At 42.1% G+C, this 20409-nt stretch carries 20 protein-coding genes; 13 read left to right on the top strand and 7 right to left on the bottom strand.

Going from position 1 to position 20409, the window contains the following annotated elements; all coding sequences use genetic code 11:
• Positions 1 to 66 precede the first annotated feature (66 nt).
• The gene (locus tag AAG747_RS13665; RefSeq protein ID WP_346821739.1) at positions 67 to 837 is read left to right on the top strand and encodes a 2OG-Fe(II) oxygenase; all 771 of its coding nucleotides are present in this window, start codon (positions 67 to 69) and stop codon (positions 835 to 837) included.
• A 98-nt stretch (positions 838 to 935) separates the two neighbouring features.
• Here the strand turns inward: AAG747_RS13665 and AAG747_RS13660 are convergent, their stop codons facing one another.
• Positions 936 to 2066: a T9SS type A sorting domain-containing protein gene (locus AAG747_RS13660; RefSeq protein ID WP_346821738.1), complete on the bottom strand. Its 1131-nt coding sequence runs from the start codon at positions 2064 to 2066 to the stop codon at positions 936 to 938.
• 236 nt (positions 2067 to 2302) lie between these two features.
• Entirely contained in the window at positions 2303 to 2752 is a 450-nt protein-coding gene (gene arsN2 / locus AAG747_RS13655; protein ID WP_346821737.1) for an arsenic resistance N-acetyltransferase ArsN2, read from the bottom strand.
• A 279-nt stretch (positions 2753 to 3031) separates the two neighbouring features.
• Between arsN2 and AAG747_RS13650 the strand changes: the two genes are divergently transcribed.
• Positions 3032 to 3676, top strand: coding sequence for a DUF7255 family protein (locus AAG747_RS13650; RefSeq protein ID WP_346821736.1), 645 nt, complete (start codon positions 3032 to 3034; stop codon positions 3674 to 3676).
• A 151-nt stretch (positions 3677 to 3827) separates the two neighbouring features.
• On the opposite strand, the gene AAG747_RS13645 is transcribed toward AAG747_RS13650, so the two are convergent.
• A complete protein-coding gene (locus AAG747_RS13645; RefSeq protein ID WP_346821735.1) occupies positions 3828 to 4727 on the bottom strand; it encodes a pseudouridine synthase in 900 nt (299 codons plus the stop codon).
• A 58-nt stretch (positions 4728 to 4785) separates the two neighbouring features.
• Between AAG747_RS13645 and AAG747_RS13640 the strand changes: the two genes are divergently transcribed.
• Both AAG747_RS13640 and AAG747_RS13635 read left to right on the top strand, forming a co-directional pair.
• Complete coding sequence (locus AAG747_RS13640; RefSeq protein WP_346821734.1) at positions 4786 to 6366, top strand: M28 family peptidase; 1581 nt, start codon at positions 4786 to 4788, stop codon at positions 6364 to 6366.
• Positions 6367 to 6565: 199 nt separating this feature from the next.
• On the top strand, positions 6566 to 7438 hold the full coding sequence (locus AAG747_RS13635; protein ID WP_346821733.1) for a DMT family transporter: 873 nt from the start codon (positions 6566 to 6568) through the stop codon (positions 7436 to 7438).
• Positions 7439 to 7539: 101 nt separating this feature from the next.
• On the opposite strand, the gene rnhA is transcribed toward AAG747_RS13635, so the two are convergent.
• Entirely contained in the window at positions 7540 to 8004 is a 465-nt protein-coding gene (rnhA, locus tag AAG747_RS13630) for a ribonuclease HI (protein ID WP_346821732.1), read from the bottom strand.
• Between the two features lie 306 nt (positions 8005 to 8310).
• Between rnhA and AAG747_RS13625 the strand changes: the two genes are divergently transcribed.
• Positions 8311 to 8712: an STAS/SEC14 domain-containing protein gene (locus tag AAG747_RS13625; protein ID WP_346821731.1), complete on the top strand. Its 402-nt coding sequence runs from the start codon at positions 8311 to 8313 to the stop codon at positions 8710 to 8712.
• A gap of 63 nt (positions 8713 to 8775) precedes the next feature.
• Here AAG747_RS13625 and AAG747_RS13620 read toward each other — a convergent pair whose 3' ends face one another.
• Both AAG747_RS13620 and gldC read right to left on the bottom strand, forming a co-directional pair.
• Positions 8776 to 9357 carry a ClpP family protease gene (locus tag AAG747_RS13620; RefSeq protein ID WP_346821730.1) on the bottom strand — a complete coding sequence of 194 codons (582 nt, stop codon included), beginning with the start codon at positions 9355 to 9357 and terminating at the stop codon, positions 8776 to 8778.
• A gap of 120 nt (positions 9358 to 9477) precedes the next feature.
• Complete coding sequence (gldC, locus tag AAG747_RS13615) at positions 9478 to 9819, bottom strand: gliding motility protein GldC (RefSeq protein WP_346821729.1); 342 nt, start codon at positions 9817 to 9819, stop codon at positions 9478 to 9480.
• A 504-nt stretch (positions 9820 to 10323) separates the two neighbouring features.
• On the opposite strand from gldC, the gene AAG747_RS13610 reads away from it, so the two are divergent.
• The 8 genes from AAG747_RS13610 to AAG747_RS13575 all read left to right on the top strand — a co-directional run bounded on the left by AAG747_RS13610 (position 10324) and on the right by AAG747_RS13575 (position 17976).
• Positions 10324 to 11037: a T9SS type A sorting domain-containing protein gene (locus AAG747_RS13610; protein WP_346821728.1), complete on the top strand. Its 714-nt coding sequence runs from the start codon at positions 10324 to 10326 to the stop codon at positions 11035 to 11037.
• 271 nt (positions 11038 to 11308) lie between these two features.
• Positions 11309 to 12124: an outer membrane protein assembly factor BamD gene (locus tag AAG747_RS13605; RefSeq protein ID WP_346821727.1), complete on the top strand. Its 816-nt coding sequence runs from the start codon at positions 11309 to 11311 to the stop codon at positions 12122 to 12124.
• Between the two features lie 31 nt (positions 12125 to 12155).
• Positions 12156 to 12470, top strand: coding sequence for a DNA-directed RNA polymerase subunit omega (locus tag AAG747_RS13600; RefSeq protein ID WP_346821726.1), 315 nt, complete (start codon positions 12156 to 12158; stop codon positions 12468 to 12470).
• A 50-nt stretch (positions 12471 to 12520) separates the two neighbouring features.
• Positions 12521 to 13735 carry a bifunctional phosphopantothenoylcysteine decarboxylase/phosphopantothenate--cysteine ligase CoaBC gene (coaBC, locus tag AAG747_RS13595; protein ID WP_346821725.1) on the top strand — a complete coding sequence of 405 codons (1215 nt, stop codon included), beginning with the start codon at positions 12521 to 12523 and terminating at the stop codon, positions 13733 to 13735.
• A 49-nt stretch (positions 13736 to 13784) separates the two neighbouring features.
• Entirely contained in the window at positions 13785 to 14696 is a 912-nt protein-coding gene (gene porD / locus AAG747_RS13590) for a type IX secretion system protein PorD (RefSeq protein ID WP_346821724.1), read from the top strand.
• 74 nt (positions 14697 to 14770) lie between these two features.
• On the top strand, positions 14771 to 15613 hold the full coding sequence (locus AAG747_RS13585; protein ID WP_346821723.1) for a UbiA prenyltransferase family protein: 843 nt from the start codon (positions 14771 to 14773) through the stop codon (positions 15611 to 15613).
• Positions 15614 to 15763: 150 nt separating this feature from the next.
• Positions 15764 to 16432, top strand: coding sequence for a class I SAM-dependent methyltransferase (locus AAG747_RS13580; protein ID WP_346821722.1), 669 nt, complete (start codon positions 15764 to 15766; stop codon positions 16430 to 16432).
• Positions 16433 to 16749: 317 nt separating this feature from the next.
• Positions 16750 to 17976: an isocitrate dehydrogenase (NADP(+)) gene (locus tag AAG747_RS13575; protein WP_346821721.1), complete on the top strand. Its 1227-nt coding sequence runs from the start codon at positions 16750 to 16752 to the stop codon at positions 17974 to 17976.
• An 87-nt stretch (positions 17977 to 18063) separates the two neighbouring features.
• Here AAG747_RS13575 and AAG747_RS13570 read toward each other — a convergent pair whose 3' ends face one another.
• Entirely contained in the window at positions 18064 to 20124 is a 2061-nt protein-coding gene (locus AAG747_RS13570; protein WP_346821720.1) for a LysM peptidoglycan-binding domain-containing protein, read from the bottom strand.
• Positions 20125 to 20409 lie beyond the last annotated feature (285 nt).

Below are 20409 nucleotides of genomic sequence, written 5' to 3'. Positions count from 1 at the left end.
ATCCTTGTTCATTTGCCTATTTTTAACAGCTATAAGTGCTTGAGGCACTGTATAATTTAAGAAAATATGATCCGGTTCGAATACTTAGAAGCCCATAAAGAAGATCTCAGAAAGCAATTCTTGCAAGCAAAGCCTTTTCCGCACCTGGCAATTGATCAATTTTGTGAGGAAGATAAAATCGAGCAGTTGTATGCGAAAATTCCCAATATAGAAACCAAAAGTGCCGACTATATTTTTGCCAAGAATAAATTTGAGAAATCAAAGTTTTGGCTGATGGGAGAGGAGTTTGAGGAATTGTATCAGGACTTGCGTTCCGAGCGCTTTCAACAACTTTTGCAGTACATCACCAACGAAGACGTTTTTATAGATCAAAAGTTTTACGGAGGGGGAATTCACCAGGGGAAAAAAGGAAGCTTTTTGGATATGCACGCAGATTTTAACTATCATCCTTTGGATGCTACCTGGTTCCGAAACTTGAACTTGTTATTATATCTGAATAAAGATTGGAAGAAGGAATATGGAGGAGAGTTGAAGCTGGAAGACAGCCGGAGTGGTGAAAAGACCGAGGTGGATGTGCCTTTTAACCGTCTGGTGATTATGCTTTGCCGGGGTTATACATTACATGGCTATGACCCGATCAATTTCCCGGAAGGAAAATTCCGTTCCTCTATCGCTGCTTATGCTTATACCTTGCACGAAAAGCCTAAAGAAAGTCCCAGAACTACCGAGTGGCATGTGAAAAAGGACAACAAACTGAAGTATTTTATTTCCAAACTATGGGTGCCTGCCGTGAAACTGAAAAGTAAATTTTCCAAAAGTAAAACGGCTAAGAACTAAGATTTATCGAATTAAAGTGATTCTCCGAAATACAAAAAGAGATGGTGACTTAAGCCATCTCTTTTTTGTGAACCTTGCTCAAGTACAACAAGGTAGAGCTATTGAAGTACAATCTTTTGCAGGAATAAGTGCTGGTCTTGTTGTACTTTGACAAAGTATACCCCACGAGGTAGGGTGGAAGTGTTAAGTTTGCGGGTGATGTAAGCATCTTTGGTTTGGAGTTGCTGTCGTAAATACACCTTTCCGGTGATGCTAAGCAACTGTACCGATATATCCGATTGGGTAAGGTTTTTAGCGACCAAAGTCAATTCGGAGGCCCCGGGGTTGGGATAAATGGTGGCTTGGGAGATATCCAGATTGCGGTGGACTGTGATGACCGGAGAATAGGAAAAGGCCCCGTCAAAGTCGGTTTGTTTTAAACGGTAATAATTGTTTCCCGGTAAGGGATGAAAGTCTGTAAATTGATACTGTTGCGGCGTTTTGTTATTGCCTGTTCCGGGCAGCTCTCCTATTGATTGATACGCATAACCATCCAGGCTTCGCTCTATGGTAAAAGTCGCGTTGTTCTGTTCCGTATCCGTTTTCCAAATTAAGAGAACGGTCTGGTTTTCGGTCATTTTTCCGGAGAAGGCGCTTAGTTCAATGGGCAATACGGCATGGTCTTCACAAAAATCATTATTACCGGATACACAAGCAACACCATAAATAATATTACAAGTAGATTCGCATGTATTATTGTTACCCAAAATGATATTTTCCCCTACAAATAGTTGTCCCGGTACACTGAAACGATTGTTGTTGCCGGTACTAAAGTTGAAAGTTACGTTCACATTGCCATTGATCTCTATATTGGTATTATTTGCAGGTTGACTACCGGGGTTTTCAAAAAAGAGGTTTTCTACATTGAGTGTGACGCCACTATTCACAATGAATTTCGCATCATTGCTTTGTGTGCGGATCGTTAAATCTCCTTCAATGGTATAATTGACATCAAATACAATGGCATCGTTGCCGTCCAGGGTTTCGATAATGACATTACCGTTAAAGAAGTCTACATCATCTTGTGGGAAATTTGTATCCACACAATCTTGGTCCCATGCACTGGCATTGCCCAACAAACTGCTCCAGGTGACGCTACCATCCACAAAGGTATGGGTACAGGGTTGGGCAATGCTATATATAGGAAGGCCGAAGATACAGAAGAGTAAGAAACTGTAAAGCTTATTCATAACCGTTTGTTTGAATGGAGTTTAGAAAAAAGAAATGTTGGTTGGGCTAGTAGCTTCCTGGTGGTTTCTTTACGTCAAGCGTAGTGTATACATACCCTTTGTTGGATTATGACACCGGCAAAAGGGATAATTCAGGTAGGGTTTATTTGGACAGGTAAAATACAAAAATATTCGCCTTTAGGGCAAGTACAAAAGCGTAAAAAAATGTTAATTCCTCCCGTAAAAAGTACAACTTTTTACAAAGCATCACTGGCTTGCAGTACCCGGTGCATAACGCTCGCCTCTTTGGGACAATAATGAGAGAATTGTGTAGTGTGTTGGATAGGGGGCGGTACATTTTTTCTGGGGATCCTTTCAAAACCCAGGTGTTTAAAATATCCTTCGGTCGCTTCGGTAATCAAGTAGATGTCCCGGAGGCCTTGTTGGTAGGCATGATGCAAGGCTCTTTGTACCAGCTTCCGGCCTATTTGCTGGCTTCTGAACTCCCGGTTGACGACCAACGAGCGCAAAAGCCCCAGAGGCATATACGGTTCTATTCCCACCGAGCCTATCAGTAGTTCACCGGTATAGGCAACCAGAAAGCCCGACAGGTCTTTGGGTAAATCTTCCGAAGGAAGGTGTGCTCCATGGAGTAAAAACTGGACTTTTTTAAAATCCGATGTATTGGCTTTACGAATGGTGATCATGGTTATGGTAATTTTTAATTTGTTGTACAAGGGTTACTTCTCAGGTCTTGCCAGCTGCTTCTATTCCTAAAGGTAACAAAAAAATACCGCTGTATGCTCCAATGGAAGGCTCCTTGGTTCCGGGAGTTATTCAAGATAGCGTTCCGCTACCGGAAGAAACTTGCAGTATTTTTTCTAAAATGCGACTTCTTCAAGGCAGTTAGCGGGAAATTTTCTTATTTTGAAGAACAAACCAGTGTCCTGTGAAACGCAAACTTCATAGCCCAAAAATTTAAACCAATGATGCAGTTATTTCTGAAAAACTTAGAGGATATTTTATTGGACGAATTTAAGCCTGCTATTGATCCTTACCCAGGGTTCCGGTTGCAACGCAACCATGATCAGGAATACAAAGAAGAAATTCAACGGATTTTTGCTGAATTGGGAGGAACCGGACATTTACCAAATACTTGTTCCCTGAATTGGAATTTGGAACTGGAACGGGGAATTGTACAGTTGGATGAGCAATTGCATTTCAACAAATACCGGAGAATCACTCTGCGTTCCTCCATTTACCAGGAGTTTAAAGGGTTTCAATTGGCCAAATACCAACAATATTGCCGCAAGTTTGACAAAGAGTGTCTGATGGCAGGATCGGCGGGTGAGCTATGGACTCATGCGCGGGCCGAACGTCTTTTCGGACCTGGTGAAGAGTACGGAGATCTCTATGGCAAGGGGGCGCCAGCTTGGAAAGTCAGGGCCTTTGAAGATTTTTTGCAGGACATTACGGCATATAAAGAACAATTGCCCCTCTTGCGCTTGTCGGTTTATGATGAATTGATGATCAATAAACAATTGGTAAAAATCAAAGACATTCTCACCACCCCTACGCCTGAATGGAAAGTTGCCTTGATAAATTTTGTCAAAAGAAAGCTTGAGATTTAGGCAAAGCCGGAATCTGAAAGAGATGGCAGGGCTACCTGCTCTTCCGGAAAGTGCCTTACTTTCGACTGTAAAGGGGCATTGATGATTACCCTCTTTGTCAATGAAACCTTCATTTCTGTTTACATATTCTGACCGGAATACAAACAGAGAATTATTTCAAGATAGTAGTCTCCGTTTTTTGATTTTCCCAAGAGCATACTTCCTCAAAAGGATAGTATGAAAATGCCGGCCAAAGCTTTTCCAATACTTCTTGAAACATCGGTTGAAATGGGGCGGTAAGTTGAATGACTTGCTGTGTTACCGGATGGGTAAAATGTAGTTGAAAGGCATGCAACAACATGGTGTCAAGGTGAAATACACGCTCAAATAATTTGTTGTGCCGGTGATCTCCGTGCTTTTTGTCGCCGACAATGTAATGACGAAGGTGGGCAAAGTGCCTGCGTATCTGATGCGTGCGTCCCGTTTCCGGTTGAACTTCCACCAAGGAATATTTGGAGAGGGGGTAGTTGCCAATAGGAAGGGGTAAGGTGATCGTTTTGAGCCGTTTGTAATGAGTGAGGGCTTCTTGCATTACCCCGGAGTCTTCTTTGGACAAGGGTTTGGTAATGCTACCGGACAAGGGAGTATGCCCCCGGACAATGGTCAGGTACTTTTTGTGTAGCCGTTTCTCCTCAAATTGGGCTTTCATGAGCTTGTCCGTGCCTTTATCCAAGGCAAAGAGCAAAACCCCCGAAGTTTTCCGGTCGAGGCGGTGGCTAGGGTATACGTGCCGGCCTAGTTGATCGCGAAGTTTTTGCAAGGCAAATTCCGTAGCGGCTTTGTCCCAATTTGTACGGTGTACCAACAAGTTATGTGGTTTGTTGATCGCCACTAACTGCTTGTCTTGGTAGAGAATCTCTAAGATATTATCCATCATTTCTTCGCATTCTTCCAAAAGCAAAAGTACCAAGATTTCTCCAAGGAAGGTGCCGGTCAACAGGAAAATAGTAATATCCTCGAAAGAACTTTCCGGAGAAACCGCTTTTCCATTTATGTAAATTCGTTTTTTCAAACTGATACGGGGTACTATCTTTACCGGAGTTTTCAACAATTAACAGAAGAATAGCTATATGAAAAAAGTTTGGATAGGGCTGTTAGCCTTTGCCTGGAGTGGCTGGGTTAGTGCCCAGAGTACTGATAAGCAAACCGTAGAAAAATACGCGAATACGATCACGAAAGATGACTTGAAGAAACACCTTTCTATCATCGCTTCGGATGAATACGAAGGCCGGGAAACAGGAGAGAAAGGCCAGAAAATGGCCGCAAAGTATATTGCTACGCACTTTCAAAATATTGCTTTGGAAGGGCCGGTAAAGGATAATAAAAATGCTTATTACCAGCCGTTTGAGTTGGTCAAATCAAGCTGGGGCGATTGCTATATCAAAAGTAAAGGAGGCAAATTAGAGTTGCTCAAGGACTTTGTGCCGTACGGGAATTTTGAAATCGCCAAGTCTAAAATGGAAGTGGTTTTTGCCGGGTTTGGTATTGAACATGAGAACTATTCGGATTACAAAGACCTGGATGTGAACGGGAAATTAGTGGTGGTGATCGAAGGTGAGCCACAAAGTGAAGACGGAAAGTATGTAGTGTCCGGTTCCGATAAAAAATCGAAAGAAGGAAATCTGTTAGAGAAAATGAAGTTGGCGAAAGCCAAAGGGGCCGCTTCCATTGTGGTGGCTTACCAGGAAGATGATAAGTTTTCTAAAATGTTGGGCCAATTCAGTAGAAGATTAGAAAAACCTTCTATGGGTTTTGATAAAGGCAAAGAGGGTAAAGAGAATACCTTCGGCTTATTCCTGACTTCTTTGAGCAATGCTGCCGTAGCGTTAAATACGTCAAAAGAAAACTTGGAGACCGGGCTTCAAGAAATGAATACGGGTAAAAGCATTGCCGGAAAATTCAACGGTAAAGTGAAAATTAAGGCAGAGCGAAGCGTCAGTCCGGTTATTTCCGAAAATGTATTGGGATACATGGAAGGAACAGATAAGAAAGACGAGATTTTAGTGATTACCTCCCACTACGACCATATCGGTGTGGACCCTAACGGTGATATCAACAACGGTGCCGATGACGATGGCTCCGGTACGGTAGGGCTTTTGGAAATTGCCGAAGCATTTTCCAAAGCAAAAGCCGAAGGAAAAGGTCCGCGTAGAAGCATTCTGTTTATGACAGTGAGTGGTGAAGAAAAGGGTTTGTTGGGTTCTGATTTCTATTCTCGCAATCCGGTTTTTCCATTGAAAAACACAATCACAGATTTAAACATTGATATGATTGGCCGGGTGGATGCCGAGCACAAAGACGAACCGAATTATGTGTATATCATCGGGAGTGATATGTTATCTTCCGAACTGCATAACTTGCACGAAGAAGCGGCCAAAACGTATTATCCTGATTTCAAATTGGATTATAAATACAATTCGGAAGATGATCCGAACCGTTTTTACTACCGTTCCGATCACTACAACTTTGCTAAGCACAATATTCCTGTGATTTTCTATTTTAACGGGACACACGAAGACTATCACAAACCAACGGATACCGTAGATAAAATCGAGTTTGAGTCGTTGAGAAACCGGGCTCGTTTGGTGTTTGTCACTGCTTGGGAATTAGCCAATCGCGAAAACCGGCCTAAAGTAGATAAGAACCAATAAAGAAATAGAATGTAATAAGTGCTCTTTACATTGGCAGCCAATCCAGGGGATGAGATTTTGAACAAGTTCAATTTCTTATCCCCTGATTTTTTATGTTTTTGCGAAAGACGTACTGTTTCTACTTGTCGTTCCACAGGGATCTTTAATTCCCTTATGATTGCCTACCTTTGCCGTTTTACAGAACGAGAAGAAGAGTGCAATGCGAAATATGTTATCTCCGGGAGTGCGGTATATGTTGTTGGCCTCATTTGTATTTTCCATTATGAATGTTTGTGTGAAGCATATCTCCCATATTCCGGCTGTAGAGATTGTGTTGTTCCGGGCAGGAATTTCCCTGGCAATGAGTTATTGGAGTTTGAAAAGGCAAGCCATTCCTATATGGGGTACTAATACAAAAGTCTTATTGCTACGCGGTACGTTTGGTACTTTGGCTTTGGTCCTTACCATCTGGACTTATCACAACATGCCCTTGGCCACTGCTGTGATGCTACATTATTTATTTCCTGTGTTTACGGCAATTCTGGTAAGTGTTTTTTTAGGGGAAAAGCTTTACAAGCCGCAATGGTTCTTTTTTGCACTCTGCCTGGCAGGAATTTTTATGATCAAAGGCTTTGATACCAGGGTGACTGTCACAGGGATGGGAGTAGCCATACTGGGGGCTTTTTTTACGGCTTGTGCCTATACCTGTGTCCGTAAATTAGCCGGTACCGATCATCCGTTGGTGATTATTTTCTATTTTCCTTTTATTGCTTTTCCCATCACAGGAATTCTCTCTTACTTTCAGTGGGTGCAGCCTTTGGGTTGGGATTGGTTGTTTTTACTGCTAATTGGAGTGTTGACCCAAATCGCCCAAGTGTACATGACCAAAGCTTACCAAGCGGAAAAAGCGTCTAAAGTAGCCAGTGTAAATTATGTGGGAATCATTTATGCATTAGGCTTTGGCTATTTGTTTTTCAATGAGCTTTTCAATTGGAAAGTGTATATCGGAATGGGGCTGCTGCTAGTGGGAGTATTATTGAATGTGAGTTTTAAAAAGCCCAAAGAGAAAGTGCAAAAGGAAGTTGTCCGTTAGGTTGGGGGACGCCGGGTGTGATGTACGGAAGCATTCGTTTCATACAAGTGCCTAACGCTTTTTGTAATAAGCACTTGTATGAAGTAGGTTTGTAGAAAATTTTAGCCTTGAGCTTGTTCGAAGCCTCTGTCCGGAGGTAAGCTATTCCCTCCTTCTGCAGCTGCCTTGGCCAGTTGGTCACAGCGTTCGTTTTCCGGAATGCCGGCATGCCCTTTTACCCATTTGAATTTCACCTTATGCTTTTTGTACCAAGGGATAAATTCTTGCCACAAATCGACATTTTTCTTGCCTTTAAACCCTTTTTTGACCCAACCCCAAAGCCATCCTTTTTCTACGGCATTGACTACATAAGCAGAATCGGTGTGGATCATGATTTCCGAACCCGGAATTTTTAAGGCCTTTAAGGCTTCGATCACCGCCAACAACTCCATGCGATTGTTGGTCGTTTTCCGGAAGCCGGAAGAGAGTTCCTTGCGCATTTTGTGCTGTTTTGAAATTAACACAATCCCATATCCTCCCGGGCCCGGGTTTCCCAAAGCTGAACCGTCTGTATATGCAATAATCATAAATTCTGAATGTCTGAAATACCTTTCCGGCTTATTGCCGCAGATGAAAAATTGATTGAGTGGTAAAAATATGGGATTTCTTTGGAAATGAAACAGCTTATAAGGAGAGAAGCTGAAATCTTCCCAAAGCAAACAAGCTTCCTTGTAAAGAGGAATAGGGTTTAAATACAAAAAATCACAAAATGAAGAACCTCATGAAAGGTTCCTTACATCCCTATGTCCTCCCCGAAAAGAATATCCTTCTGTGGGTACGGTGCATGGCCTGAATTTAGTAAGCCTTCTGTTACAAACAACACTCTTAAAGTTATGAAAAAGGAACTATTCTTTGAAGATGAATTCATCGAAATTGCTTATCTCTCTGAAAAAAACATTATCTACACCGCCAGAAAAGGATATCCCACCCTGGACAAGGTAAAAGAAAGCCTGGAGCATAGTTACGAGTGCTTGGTGAAGTACCAGTCACAAAAGGTATTGTCAGACATGACCCAATTGCAAGGGACTTTTACCTTTGCCAATGAGTGGGTGACCGGTGTCTGGCTGCCCAAGGCCCTGCAGGCAGGGTTAAAGTACGTAGCATATGTCTATTCGGAAGATGTATTCAGCCGCTTTGCATTGGATGACTTGATGAAAAAGATGACAAACTTTGAAATGCAAGTATTCAAATGTAAAGAAGAAGCACTGCAATGGTTAGATGAAGTGGACAAATAGGCAGAAATACAAAAGCCCTGAAGATCTTGACTCCAGGGCTTTTGTATTGAAAGCAACAAGGGTTTATATCCACTTGTCTGCAATATGATCTACAATGCCGTACTCAACGGACTCCTGGGAGTTCATCCAATAATCCCGGTCAAAGTCTTTCAATACCTTTTCTGGGGTGTGTCCACAGTTTTCAGCCAGAATTCTGGCACCTAACTCTTTGGTTTTTTGGATTTCTTTGGCGGTAATTTCCAAATCGGAAGCCGTTCCTTGCATCCCTCCGATACTGGGTTGGTGAATCATTACCCGGCCGCTGGGCCATACATAACGCTTACCTTTTTCTCCGGCAGAAAGCAAGATGGAACCCATCGAAGCCGCCAGACCCATACAGACGGTGGCTACAGGGGAAGAGATCAGTTTCATGGTATCGTGGATGACCATTCCTGAAGTGACCACGCCTCCCGGACTATTGATATAAAACGTAATCTCTTTGCCTGGGTCTTTGGACTCCAAGTAAAGTAAACGGTTCACTACGCGCTCAGCGGACTCATCCAAAACCGGACCCCAAAGGAAAACTTTTCTCTGTTCGATAAATTCCTTTTCAAAGCGCTCGTTGGAGGCAAAATCTTTTATAATTTCTTCCAAGTTACTATTCATGGTGCTTACTGTTTTTTATGGATAGGCTTAATATTGCGTAAGGTGCTCCCTTGCCAAAATAAAGAAGTTTTTCCTACTATCACAATAGAGGACCTTTACTTTCGGACGACACAGCCGGAGCTATTGCCCTTTTTTATTTTCTTCTTTCAAATGTTGGACGAATTTATCGCAAAGTTGGTCCAACTCATTGGCCATAAATTCATCATTGGTGGCCGTACGCATGCTATTGGCAAGACCACCTAAGATATCAATATAGAAGCGTTTCATTTCATGTATGGGCATATCTTTTCCCCAGAGGTCGATTCTCAAGGTCTCTTTGTAGCTATGATCCCAGATAGACACAGAAATGGCTTTGGCCTCCTCCAGCCCTTTAGAAGCTCCATCCGTAGCCTGCCAGAAAATTTTTTCCGGAACCTTCTGATCGTCTAACTCTATTTTAAACCTGATTTCCGATTCTTTCATTGGTCGCTTATTTAAAACAAAATGATTTCTAATGCAAAGATTGGAAAGTTCTGGGAATAATAATAATCCTCGGCGAGGAGAGCGGAGTTTTTACAATTTCAACTGGCTAAGGAGCAGCGCCAATCAGTCGCCTTTGTAGGGTTGCAGTACAATATGTGATTTGCAAACAATTATGTTGTGAATTGAGTTAAAAACTTATCAATGGCAAAAAGTTAAGTAAAAATAACTGGAAATTGTCCAGGTCTTTTTTTTAAGCGATTGATAATCAAATTTTTACTGTTTTTTTTCTTTTTATCAAATACAGACGAAATTTTTTGCTGTAAAATTGATGTTACTCTTTTAAAAGTGTGGATTTCTTACATAAGAAAGCAAGGGGGGAATTCGTATACTTTTGTCAAGATTTCACTTGGTTTTCCTTGTATTGATGTCTAAATTTAGAAAGGGAATTTTGTGCGTGTATTATTAACCAAAATATTCTTCTATGATCATCTAAATTTTACATAAATGATTAAATATTTATTAGCAATATGCTTATTCCTTTGGGTTACACACCAGGCTGCCTCTCAAAGCTTGGAAGTCTTGAAGTTTGACGAAGTCATTACCGGTGAAATCGGGCAAATGGTTTCTTCCAAGATTTCTTTGCGCAATACTTCCGAAAAAGTGATTAAACTACGTGTAGAAAAAATAACGGATGAATTATTAGAAGGGCAAGAAGCGTACTTTAAGCTGGGGGGGAAAACCACCAAAGCCAAATACAATTTTTCTGTAAATACCCTCCAACTGAAGCCGGGAGAAGTCCTGGATAATTTTGAGGCTTTCTTTAAAGTCGGTATTGAAGAAGGTGAAACGGAGGTAGTTTACATTTTTTATGATGATGACAACCCGGTGGATTTTGCCAGAGTGAATATCAATTACAACATCAAGGCCGACTTGAGTAAAGACAAACTGTTTGTCAATAATAAAATCGAAATCTCTAAGATTTATCCCAACCCGGCAACCAGTTTTGCAGCTTTCGATTACCGCTTGAGCGATGGCGGGCAAAAAGCAAAAATAACCATCCGCAATGTGTTGGGGAGTGAAATAGGGGTGTACGAGCTATCTCCCTTTGAAAACCGGGTCAAATTCAACCTGGATACTTATAATACCGGTGTTTATTTTTATACCCTTTCCTTGAATGACCAAACCATTGTGACGCGCAAATTCATGGTTAAAAAGTAAGTTGAAAGCAATTTTTTCCTCTCTATTGCTTTCAACTTGAGTGTATTTACAGCGACTTCCCCTTATTGATTATACCTTCGGAGGCAACCCCTGCCTGTTTCTTCTCATTCTTTAATTGTATCATTCTTTTACCGGAAAGCAATGTTTTTTCGGGCAAATCTCTATTTTGTACACCTTGTGGGCAGTGTAGCTGAAAAGAAAAAAGAGTTAAAAAAATAGATAAAAGTTGACTGCCTTGTATATCAATTTCATGTAGATTAATTTTGCGGCTATGGTAAAATGGAAATTTATTCTCTTTTTAGCAGTGTGGGCAGGCTTGTCTTCCTGCAGTAAGTTCACCAGGATCATGAAAAATCCTGATGTGGATGAAAGGTATGAAGCGGCAATGGAGTACTATGATAACGAGGACTACTATAAAGCCAGCTTGTTGTTTGAAGACTTATTGCCCAACCTGGTAGGAAGTGCAAAAGCAGAGAAAGTGCAGTTTTATTATGCCTATTGCCATTTCAACCAAAAGCAATATATGCTGGCAGCCCACTACTTCAAGACGTTCTACGATACGTATAGCCGCAGTGAGTTTGCTGAAGAAGCGTTGTATATGCAAGGGTTTTCCCTGTATAAAAGTACTCCGGTATTCAACCTGGACCAATCGAATACTAACGAGGCGATTACAGCCATCCAGGACTTTATCAACCGGTTTCCTCAAAGCAAATATGTAGAGGAAGCCGCCGAGTTGATCGAGAAGCTCCGGGGAAGTTTGGAGAAAAAATCGTATGAAATTGCCAAACAATACCATAAATTAGAAAAGTACAAAGCCGCCGTGATTGCTTACGGAAACTTCCAGCGCGACTTTCCGGATTCTCATTTACGGGAAGAAGTGGAGTTTTTGAAAATTGAAGCGCAGTATGATTTGGCGCGTTTGAGCGTTTATAAACTCAAAGAAGAACGTTATCAACTCGTAAAAGAATATTATTTGAAATTTATTGACCGCTATCCCTCTTCCCAGTACCTGAAGAAAGCGGAAAATTATTTCGAATCCAGTGAAAAAGGCTTGAAGAATATCGCAGCGCAGGCAAGTGTAAAATAATCGGACCTATTAAATTTATAACATAAAGGATATGGCTAAATCAGAATTAGTTACCAGAGACCTGCCGGAGTTAACACAGGGCACAGACAATGTTTACCAATCAGTGGTAGTCATTTCTAAAAGAGCACGGCAGATTAGTTCTAAACTGAAAGAAGAGTTGAACAGTAAATTGGCCGAATTTGCTACTACAGTGGATAACTTGGAAGAGGTTTTTGAAAACAGAGAGCAAATTGAGATTTCTAAGTTTTATGAGCGTATGCCAAAACCGACTAATTTGGCCGTAGAGGAATTTTTGGAGAACAAAATCCACTTTACCAGAATAGAAGATCAAGAAAAAGAGCTTTGATTCCTCTGAAATAGTTGTTTTTTTGCCTTTTTAATGTGGAACTTTGAACTATGATGAAAGGCAAGAAACTACTGATTGGGATCACCGCAAGTATTGCAGCATACAAAATTGCATTACTGATTAGAATATTAAAAAAAGCAGGAGCTGAGGTGCAAGTCATAATGACTCCCTCAGCTTTTGAATTTATCCCTCCTCTCACCCTGGCTACTTTATCTGAAAAGCCTGTCCTCAGTGAATTTGTCAAAGATCAAACGGGCACCTGGAACAACCATGTGGACTTGGGTTTATGGGCCGATTTGATGTTAATCGCACCTGCCAGTGCCAATACCCTTGCCAAAATGGCCCATGGCCTTTGCGATAATTTGCTCCTTGCTACATATTTATCAGCCCGTTGTCCGGTAGCCATTGCCCCGGCCATGGATTTGGATATGTATGCTCATCCCACTACTCAACAAAATCTGCAAACCTTGCAAAGCTTCGGACATCTGCTTATCGATGCGGAAGTAGGCCCCTTAGCCAGTGGCTTGGAAGGAAAAGGACGAATGGCAGAGCCTGAACATATCTTCCGGTTTTTGGAACAATACTTTACTCCGGGCCGTCAGGAGCTAAGTGGAAAAAAAGTCTTGATTACTGCGGGGCCTACCCGTGAGTACATCGACCCTGTACGCTACATCAGCAACGGGTCTACAGGAAAGATGGGCTTTGCCTTGGCAAAGGAATTTGCGGCAAATGGGGCGGATGTTACGGTTGTATGTGGACCTACTGAAGCGACACCCCCTTCCTCGGAATGGGCAGAGATTATCCCGGTAACTACTGCTCACGAAATGTATGAAGCGACTTTGCAAAAATTTGAAAAAACGGATATTGCGGTTTTTACTGCAGCAGTATCGGATTACACACCCAAGCAAATCGCCCCCGAAAAAATCAAGAAAGACAGCCCTGAAATGAATATTAAGTTGGTGAAATCCAAAGATATTGCCAAAGAAATGGGCTTGCGGAAACAGACCGGGCAATTGACAATAGGCTTTGCATTGGAAACCCAGAACGAAGAGGAAAATGCCCGGGGAAAATTACAAAAGAAAAACCTGGATTTCGTAGTTTTAAACTCTTTGAGGGATCAAGGAGCGGGTTTTGGGTATGATACCAATCAAATAACCATCATTGATTCGCAAGGAACTCACAAATTTGAATTGAAAAGTAAGGACAAAGTTGCCAAAGATATTGTAACTTATGCCATTGCTTGTTGGAAAAGAAAGGAAGCGTAACCTTAACAGTTGGCATTGATATTCATATTTAAACATTTGTTTTTCAACCATGGGTAAATTGTTAAAGCTTGCATTGCTTCTTCCCATTGTATGGGGAGGGATTTTAGGGGGGGAATTGACCGCTCAAGAACTCGACTGTGAAGTAATTATCAACAGTGAAAGCGTGCAAACCCAAGAACGGAAGATTTTTGAAACGATGCAGCAAGCCATTGGGCAATTTATGAATACCACCCAATGGACGGATGATCAATTTCAAGAACATGAAAAAATTAAATGTACCCTATTGATCACCTTGGGGAACAATTCTACCATTCAAAACTATACGGCCAATGTACAGGTTCAATCCATGAGACCTGTATACGGAACGGATTACGAGTCTCCGGTTTGCATGTTTTTCGATGAGAAATGGCAGTTCCAATACAATGAGTCGGACCCGTTGATATTTACGGAAAATTCCTATTCTACGGAACTCACCTCTTTATTGGCCTATTATGCCTATGTGATTATCGGAATGGATTACGATACCTTTTCGCCCAAAGGCGGAGATAAATATTATAATAAAGCACTGAACATTTTGACCAATGCCCAACAAAGCGGTGGAGCCGGTTGGTCGATTATCGGAGACAAAAGAAACCGGGGATGGATTGTGGAAAATTTGTTAAACCCTCAGTTCGAACCGTTCCGGGTGGCTTTGTACGATTATCACCGCCAGGCAATGGATGGCTTTGAAAAAGATGCCAATAACTCCCGCGAGGTGGTGTTCGCTTGCTTGGAAAAAGTGCAGGAAGTATACGAAGTACAACCCCAAAATATTAATACATTGGCTTTTTTCGATGCCAAAGGGGCCGAACTGTTAAATATATTTTCACGGGGAGAAGTGGAGGTACGCCAAAATGCAGTGAATTTGCTTACTCAATTAAACCCCAGAGATGCCAACCGGTACAAAAAGCTTTTAAAGTGAGATGGATCGTGGAGTTGTGAAAGAGAATTTAAACACAAATCGAAGAAACAGCGCAGGTTGCTATTCGTGGAGAGATGCTAGGGGTTATTTATAAATACATTCGAGTGTTAAGTCTGGACATTGTGGTAGGGGCTTGTGTTGGAGCCTTGTTTGTTGCTTCCCTTGTAAAAGTGAATTTGCCTTGGCTGTTGTTAGCGGATTTGGCATTAAGTGTTTGGTTGATCTATACATTTGATCACTTGTTAGATGCCCGGAAGATTACCCATCTTCCGTCTACCTTCCGTCATGCTTTTCATCAAAGGCACGCCAATGCACTAAGTCTTACCTGGCTTTTTTTAGCCGGTTTTGGTATTTGCTCTCTCTTCCTTTTGCCTATCCAAACATTACAATATGGGCTTATCTTGCTAGCATTGGTAGCTTTGTATTTTTTGTTTTTGAAACTTGTCGGTCATTTGCCTACCGTTTTCAAAGAGCTGGCCATCGCCCTGATTTATACTGCCGGAATTTTTTTAGGCCCCTTAAGTCTTACCCAACAGCCTTGGTCTTGGTATTGGTTGATCCTGTTTTTGGAATATGCCGCTTTGGCGTATATCAATCTGGCGGAGTTCTCGATATTTGAACTTAAAATAGATACGCAGGATGAACACGGTAGCATTGCCCGGAAAATCGGAGAGCAAAAAACGTTACGCATGATCCGGGTTATTGCAGCAGGAATGGGAGGGCTGATGCTGGCCGCTGTGTTATTGTTCTATGACCATACAACACTCTTCTTCGCCACCCAGCTTTTATTCTTGTTGATGTTGGGAAGCTTATTAGCCATTGTCCAGTGGCCAATGATCTTTGTCAAAAAAGAACGCTATCGTATTTGGGGCGATTTGGTGTTTTTGTACCCCTTGGTGTTTTTACTGAGTAAGTAATAAAATACGGAGTCGTGTATTCATCAGGGTTTAAAAGACAAGTGAACATTCGTTGCGGTTTCCTCTCAACTTTTCATTCACTAAATCAGGTAAACATTTCTTTACCACTATGAAATAATTAATAAGATCATACCTAGCTGATACACCCCTATGGCAACTGAAACGACTACTAATAACTTCAATTGGATAGCCCCTTTTTATGATCATCTGACCCGGTGGGTTTTCCGGGGCTGGGTACAAAAGTCACAATGTTGGTTTTTATCCTTGATTCCGGAGCAAGCCCATGTACTGATTTTGGGCGGAGGGGCCGGATGGATTGCCAATGCCGTATTACAACAGACCAAGGCGAAGAAAATAACCTATATCGAAGCCTCGGAACGGATGATCTCTTTGACCCGGCAAAAGATAAAGCCAGGGGATGCTAAAAAAATCATTTATATTCATGGTACTGAGAAAGATATCCCTCCCCAAGCCGTCTATGATGTAATCATTACCAATTTTTACCTGGATCTTTTCCCAGAGGCGTATTTAAATAAAGTCGTTCAATTATTGGCAGACTCAGTCAGGGGAGGAGGCTATTGGTTTTATACGGATTTTAACATTGGACATCGAAAGTGGTGGGGGAGAACAGGGCAGCGAATCACAGTGTGGGGAATGTATCTGTTTTTCAAATGGACTTCCGGTATCGAAGGAAATCGCTTGTTTCATTATGGAGAACTCATTGAAAAAGCAGGTTTCGCACGCAACTGGAAAGCGGATTTTCTTTCAGGGTTTATCCTCTCTGAAGTTTGTGTGAAAAAGAACATTTCAACCCCTTGATATTGGAATGTTTTGGCCAACACTCCAAGTCATCAATTGCGCTCAATTAGGGGTTTGTCAAAAGCAAAAAAACAGGCTGTACAAGCTAAGCTACTCAAGTAAAGGGTCTTATCATAATCAGGGGGTACAGGGTGAAATAAGTTGCCTGCCATTCGTAAAAATTCGCTAGTAAACGGATATTTTATGAAATACACCTCAACGAATTCTCCTGGTTAAGGTTTCCCCGACTCACTTCCCTATTCCTTCCATCATTCCATCATTTATTGTTATATTTGCCGCCAACAGTTTGAAAATAAAATATTTTAACCCGAAGAATTATGGCTAAAATTAAAGTTGCAAATCCCGTTGTTGAGTTAGACGGTGACGAAATGACCCGGGTCATTTGGACATTTATCAAAGACAAATTGATCTTCCCATACTTAGACCTGGATATTAAATATTATGATTTGGGTATCGAAAGCCGTGATGCGACCGATGATCAAATTACAATAGATGCGGCAGAGGCGATCAAAAAATATAACGTAGGGATTAAGTGTGCAACCATCACTCCTGATGAGGCACGTGTAGAGGAGTTTGACTTGAAAAGCATGTGGAGATCTCCTAACGGAACCATCCGGAATATTTTAGGGGGTACTGTTTTCAGAGAGCCTATTTTGATTAAAAACGTACCAAGGTTAGTTCCGGGATGGACACAACCTATCTGTATTGGCCGTCATGCTTTTGGTGATCAGTACCGTGCTACGGACGTGTTGACCAAAGGAAAAGGAAAATTAACCATGACCTTCACTCCTGAAGATGGTAGCGAGCCTCAATCTTGGGAAGCATATCAGTTTGAAGGAGACGGTATTGCAATGATCATGTACAATACTGATGAGTCTATCTACGGCTTTGCCCGGGCTTGTTTTAACATGGCAATTTCTAAAAAATGGCCATTGTACATGTCTACCAAAAACACCATCTTGAAAAAATACGATGGCCGTTTCAAAGATATTTTTGAAGAGGTGTATCAAAATGAGTTCAAAGCCAAAATGGACGAATTGGACTTGGTTTATGAGCACCGTTTGATCGATGACATGGTAGCAGCTGCTTTGAAGTGGGAAGGTGGATTTGTATGGGCTTGTAAAAACTACGATGGTGACGTACAGTCCGATACCGTAGCGCAAGGTTTCGGTTCTTTAGGTTTGATGACTTCAACGTTGGTCACGCCTGATGGCAAAACCATGGAAGCGGAAGCGGCACACGGCACCGTAACCCGTCACTTCCGTCAGCACCAACAAGGTAAGAAAACGTCTACTAACCCAATTGCTTCTATTTTCGCATGGACTAGGGGATTGGCTTTCCGTGGAAAATTAGATAAGAACCAAGACTTGATTGACTTTAGCCACAAGTTAGAAGAGGTTTGTATCGAAACGGTAGAAAACGGAACCATGACCAAAGACTTAGCGCTGTTGATTCATGGAAGTGAGCTGAACGAAAGCCACTATGTGACTACAGAAGAGTTCTTGGAAGCTTTGGACAAAGGTTTGCAAGCAAAAATGGCTTAAGGTATTTACTTTCTATAAATGGAAAATCCCCGGAATTCCGGGGATTTTTTTATGCCTTAGGTTTTCTTACTCGACAAAGTGCTTTCGTTACGCGATTCTACCTGTTTTAGTAGAGCTTAGGCCACTATTGAGTAAACTGTTGCTGCGTTTGGCAATTCTTTGATCGCCACCGGCAGAGCTGTTGATAGCTTGTACCACCTGGCGCTCATCAATGGTTTTTAACAAAGGAAGAGAGGTCAAGCGATTTGCAATAGCGACTTGTACAATGGCTTTTTCAAATAATTCCCGGGTTTTGTTAATCCATTGATTGACGGTTAAGTCAATGGCCATGGCCATTCCCAAAGGTGAATTGATGATTTCCGTAATCGGAATATTACTTAAATTAAAAGCGGGAAGGTTGAGTTTGATTCCCAAGGCCGGGCGCACATAACCGATCACCGCCCGGGCAATTTGTACCTGAATCAGATTCAAATCATAGCCGGCCCGGATAAATACCCCGTGTAATACTTTGTCGGCCCGGATGGCTTTTTCCGCATCTGTTCCTTTTACCTCAAAACGGCCGTTGCTGGCTTTTAAATCAATGACTTTGAGTTCGCCTTGATGCACTTCCCCGTTGCGAAGGGTGTAATCCACATCCACACCCAACTTGACAAAATATTCTTGAAACAAGCGCGGTTGCCGCTTCTTCATTTCTCCCAATAGGGCACCCAGTCCTCCACCGTTGCCGGCAAACTGAATAAACCCGAAAGAAAAAATTGCTTTGTCATAGCTGTTGATGGCATCAAAATTCCCCTCATGAGCGGATACATATTTCACGGCCTCGGCCAAATTAGCATCCAACCCTAGCTCAGTAAATAAATTTAGAGGTAAATCAGGCTGTGAATTCCCATTGAAACTAATCCCGTCATAGTATTGATTGTAGCTGCTGATAGGGAAGTTCCGGAATTCCGCTACTACATTTTGCCCCCGGTTGTAAGGGTGAGGGAATGCTACTTTGTATTGAGTGAAATCCCGGAGAACGATATAAGTGACATCGTTGGGAGAGACAATGCCCGAGTTGTATTGCCGGGTACCCAACATGGCAATGCGTTCCGGGGTTTGGGTCCAGTAGTCTACTTTGTATTTGCTCTGAAATTGCTGAATGGCGGCAATGGTTTGAGGAATACTACGCGCCATGATAGGCCCGCCTCCCTTGCGTTGTAAAGCGGCCGGAGACTCACTGTGTTGTCCGGGCAAAAGCCCCAATTGAATCAAGCATTTTTGTACTTTGTCCAAGTCGTCCGGGTTCATATGATTGGTCCGGCCCACGGCCCCTCTCAAGCCAGAACCCATAATTGCTTTTCCATTCAACTCTTGTACCTTGATGAGTGCCCTTGCTTGTTGGATGTGTGTCAAATGTGCGGGGACATTGGGTTGAGGCCGTGGTGGGGGTGTGGGCGTATTGCCGGTATTTCCCGAAGTACTGCCACCGCTTCCCGAAGTCCCACTTCCCGGTGAAGGCACCTTTAGTTTTTGCCCCACATAAATATTGGTATTGGCTGCAAGACCGTTCAACTGCAAAATTGCCTGAGGGGTTGTACCTGCTTTTTGAGCGATGGCATACAGCGAATCACCTCTTTGCACGGTATAGTAGTTGGACAAGTCTTGTTGGGTGCTGCCTGTATTGGTTACCGCAGGGACTTTTAACTGTTGGCCCGCATACAAAGTAGCATTTTTGCTAAGCCCGTTGAGGTTGAGAATATCTTGTACGGAGGTTTGAAAACGGTTGGCAATGGCATACAGCGAATCGCCCCTTTGCACCGTATACGTACCGGAAGCACTGCCTGAAGTATTGCCATACCCTTGATGCGTTTTTATCCGTAAGCGTTGGCCGATAAAGATGCTGGTGTTGGCTGCTAAGCCATTGATTTGTAATATTTCCTGAGGAGTGCTATGGTATTTTTGAGCAATGGAATAAAGGGACTCTCCCCGTTGTACCAGGTGAAATTCACCTTGAGCAGAAGCATTTGCGGACACTTTGAGATTTTGTCCTATATTCAGTGTGTCGTAAGGCTGTAACTGGTTGATTTGTTGGAGCTCAGCAACTGTAATGCTAAACTTTCGGGCGATGCTGTACATCGTATCTCCGGCTTGTACTGTGTATGTCATGATTGTAGGGAAAGATTAAAAAAGTTAAGTCTATATTTTTATGTTTAAATAAAAGGTCAGTAATTGTTTTAACGATTATACTTGCCAGTGACTAATAGGGAAACAAGTTGTGTCTATACTAAAAAGCACCGGCACTTACCTAAACCTAAATAGGTGGGATATTCCGATAAAGTTAAAAAAAATCAGGTATTTCTATTCCTGTATCCTGTAGAATTCCCAAGGATTTTACTTTTTACCTACCTTGTAAAAGGTTAAACTTGAGAAAGCAATGCCTTCCTTCATATA

Origin of the sequence: Rapidithrix thailandica (genome assembly GCF_039710355.1) — a bacterium.
GTDB lineage: Bacteria > Bacteroidota > Bacteroidia > Cytophagales > Flammeovirgaceae > Rapidithrix > Rapidithrix thailandica.
This window is presented reverse-complemented; position numbering and strand designations above follow the sequence as displayed.

Excerpts from the sequence above, each read along its gene's own strand:
- AAG747_RS13665 (WP_346821739.1), top strand. The coding sequence starts at position 67 with ATGATCCGGTTCGAATACTTAGAAGCCCATAAAGAAGATCTCAGAAAG.
- AAG747_RS13660 (WP_346821738.1), bottom strand. The coding sequence starts at position 2,066 with ATGAATAAGCTTTACAGTTTCTTACTCTTCTGTATCTTCGGCCTTCCT.
- arsN2 (WP_346821737.1), bottom strand. The coding sequence starts at position 2,752 with ATGATCACCATTCGTAAAGCCAATACATCGGATTTTAAAAAAGTCCAG.
- AAG747_RS13650 (WP_346821736.1), top strand. The coding sequence starts at position 3,032 with ATGATGCAGTTATTTCTGAAAAACTTAGAGGATATTTTATTGGACGAA.
- AAG747_RS13640 (WP_346821734.1), top strand. The coding sequence starts at position 4,786 with ATGAAAAAAGTTTGGATAGGGCTGTTAGCCTTTGCCTGGAGTGGCTGG.
- AAG747_RS13635 (WP_346821733.1), top strand. The coding sequence starts at position 6,566 with ATGCGAAATATGTTATCTCCGGGAGTGCGGTATATGTTGTTGGCCTCA.
- rnhA (WP_346821732.1), bottom strand. The coding sequence starts at position 8,004 with ATGATTATTGCATATACAGACGGTTCAGCTTTGGGAAACCCGGGCCCG.
- AAG747_RS13625 (WP_346821731.1), top strand. The coding sequence starts at position 8,311 with ATGAAAAAGGAACTATTCTTTGAAGATGAATTCATCGAAATTGCTTAT.
- AAG747_RS13620 (WP_346821730.1), bottom strand. The coding sequence starts at position 9,357 with ATGAATAGTAACTTGGAAGAAATTATAAAAGATTTTGCCTCCAACGAG.
- gldC (WP_346821729.1), bottom strand. The coding sequence starts at position 9,819 with ATGAAAGAATCGGAAATCAGGTTTAAAATAGAGTTAGACGATCAGAAG.
- AAG747_RS13610 (WP_346821728.1), top strand. The coding sequence starts at position 10,324 with ATGATTAAATATTTATTAGCAATATGCTTATTCCTTTGGGTTACACAC.
- AAG747_RS13605 (WP_346821727.1), top strand. The coding sequence starts at position 11,309 with ATGGTAAAATGGAAATTTATTCTCTTTTTAGCAGTGTGGGCAGGCTTG.
- AAG747_RS13600 (WP_346821726.1), top strand. The coding sequence starts at position 12,156 with ATGGCTAAATCAGAATTAGTTACCAGAGACCTGCCGGAGTTAACACAG.
- coaBC (WP_346821725.1), top strand. The coding sequence starts at position 12,521 with ATGATGAAAGGCAAGAAACTACTGATTGGGATCACCGCAAGTATTGCA.
- porD (WP_346821724.1), top strand. The coding sequence starts at position 13,785 with ATGGGTAAATTGTTAAAGCTTGCATTGCTTCTTCCCATTGTATGGGGA.
- AAG747_RS13585 (WP_346821723.1), top strand. The coding sequence starts at position 14,771 with ATGCTAGGGGTTATTTATAAATACATTCGAGTGTTAAGTCTGGACATT.
- AAG747_RS13580 (WP_346821722.1), top strand. The coding sequence starts at position 15,764 with ATGGCAACTGAAACGACTACTAATAACTTCAATTGGATAGCCCCTTTT.
- AAG747_RS13575 (WP_346821721.1), top strand. The coding sequence starts at position 16,750 with ATGGCTAAAATTAAAGTTGCAAATCCCGTTGTTGAGTTAGACGGTGAC.
- AAG747_RS13570 (WP_346821720.1), bottom strand. The coding sequence starts at position 20,124 with ATGACATACACAGTACAAGCCGGAGATACGATGTACAGCATCGCCCGA.